Origin of the sequence: Mesorhizobium sp. M1A.F.Ca.IN.020.06.1.1 (genome assembly GCF_004023265.1) — a bacterium.
Classification (GTDB): Bacteria; Pseudomonadota; Alphaproteobacteria; order Rhizobiales; family Rhizobiaceae; genus Mesorhizobium.
Window position 1 is genome coordinate 1 of the sequence record NZ_RZSR01001025.1, and the last position, 2,057, is coordinate 2,057.

1 protein-coding gene, 1 tRNA gene and 2 pseudogenes are annotated in these 2,057 nt (G+C 61.6%); all 4 read left to right on the top strand.

Annotated features, from left to right (window positions below):
- Positions 1 to 514: pseudogene (locus EOA60_RS37890) on the top strand (hypothetical protein); the annotation flags it as partial.
- A gap of 98 nt (positions 515 to 612) precedes the next feature.
- A pseudogene (locus tag EOA60_RS30460) lies at positions 613 to 1,076 on the top strand (group II truncated hemoglobin).
- A 210-nt stretch (positions 1,077 to 1,286) separates the two neighbouring features.
- Complete coding sequence (locus EOA60_RS30465; RefSeq protein ID WP_245322379.1) at positions 1,287 to 1,676, top strand: metal-dependent hydrolase; 390 nt, start codon at positions 1,287 to 1,289, stop codon at positions 1,674 to 1,676.
- A gap of 36 nt (positions 1,677 to 1,712) precedes the next feature.
- A tRNA-Trp gene (locus EOA60_RS30470) sits at positions 1,713 to 1,788 on the top strand.
- The last annotated feature ends 269 nt before the right edge of the window (positions 1,789 to 2,057 follow it).

The following is a 2,057-nucleotide window of genomic DNA, read 5'->3' on the forward strand; positions in this document are numbered from 1 at the left end:
TCCGGGCGACCGCAACATCCAATCTGCGCTCGCGGATCAGCCGGCCGGCGGCGAGCGCAGATTGGATGTTGCGGTCGCCCGGACGGATTTTCTCGATTGCGATCCCGGCACGGCAGGGTGCGTCTCCAAGGACAACCTTCATAATGGTCTCACCGTTGAAGCCGGCGCCGAATGCGATACAGCCTGCGTGCTGATGATCGCCGGCGGCACCAGGCGCTTGGTAGGCGCCGATACGCGTTTCCTGGTGCATTCCATGGGCATGGAAGACAAGGTCCGGTCGTATCTCGAGGAGATGGCGATCGGCTCGGGCTTGTTCGTCGCGATGCAGTCGGCCCAATCCGCCAAGCACAGGGAGCTCAGCCAGGACGAATTGGCGGGGTTCGGGCTCACCACCAGCCGCCAGTCGGTAGACGCTCTGACGGGCGCCACTATCTGCAAATCTTCGCCAAAACCCGATAACTGCCGGGTTCTGCCGTCCGCCAACGCCGAAGCGGAATCGCCGGCCAAGCTTTAGCAGCATTCGGCGCCATGCCAGCACTGGCCATGGAGGCAGGTTGAGCCGGCTCCGAGCTTCCCGCTATCCTTCTAGGCTCAAACGTAGGAGGACCGGAGATGAGCGAGGGCGTCCCGACTTTGTTCGAATGGGCCGGCGGCAGCGAGGCGCTCAACCGGCTGACGCAGATCTTTTACAACAGAGTGACCTTGGACCCGATCGTCGGTCCGGTGTTCAGGCACATGTCGCCGCCTTCATCGGCGAGGTTTTCGGCGGGCCGAAGACCTACAGCGAACGGCATGGTGGCCACCGCGAGATGGTCAGGCATCATCTCGGCAAGCATCTGACCGAGGAGCAGCGCCGGCGCTGGATCAACCTTCTGGCGGACGCGGCGGACGAAGCCGGCCTGCCGGACGATCCCGAGTTCCGTTCCTCCTTGATGGGCTATGTCGAGTGGGGATCGCGGCTGGCCAAGATTAATTCCAATCTCGGCGAGACTTGCGACCCTGAGACCGAGCCAATGCCAAGCTGGGGCTGGGGCGTGCCGGGCGGGCCTTACAAGCCGCCGGCCGGGAAATCGTAGCCGAAGATGCTGGGTTTCTGCAAAATTCCGAAAAGATGACGCCGCAAAGACACCGCAGGGTCGTTGCATCAATGTGAGACGACCTTGCATGCTGATTGCCCATCTCCCATCGGGCTATATTCTGGGAAGGCTCGCGCGAAGACGGCGACGGGAGGCATCCGATGTGGTGGCTGCCGCAATGCTCGGCAGCGTGTCATCCCGGACATCGACATGCTCTATTTTTACCTGATCGATGGCGGTCGCACGCACCATCATGCCTACATCACGCATTGGCCGTTGTTCTGGGCCACGATCGGGACGGTGAGCGTGTCGGGCGGTCGGTTGTTGGGGTCGCGGCGTCTGCCGTCGATCGCCATCTTCTTAGCCGGAGCCATGGTGCATATGGCGCTCGACACGGTGGCATCGCCGATCATGTGGTTGGCGCCGTTCAGTCATCGCCCGTTTGAGCTCGTGGCGGTTCCGGCCAGCCATGGGAACTGGGTCCTGAACTTCGTTCTGCATTGGACTTTCGCGCTTGAACTCGTGATCTGCGCATGGGCCCTGGGGCTTGGATGGCTGCGATCGGCGCTTCCGGCCGACGCGTCTCAAAAGGGCTCTTGAGTTCTCATCGGCTTTGTGAAATAGCAGCGCCCGTATACGGGCATAGCTCAGTTGGTAGAGCGGCGGTCTCCAAAACCGCAGGTCGTAGGTTCGAGCCCTGCTGCCCGTGCCACCTCCCATGGCAGACTGAAGGTGGGTGCGCTCCGCCGTTGAAAACCGGGGGCGGCTTGCCATATAGCGAAAACTGGGGCATAAGGCCCCGCATAGCCGGGACGGAACGACTGGATGGTTCCGAGGCGGCGCTAAAACATAAAGCGGAACACTTGCCACTTGCGTGGACCAAGAATCGGTTTTATGTAGACTGAACAGACACGCGACGCGTGGAGCTGGGAAGCCGGCTTTACGCGTCTGATTTGCGTGGGCGAAATGGTGGTGCTGATT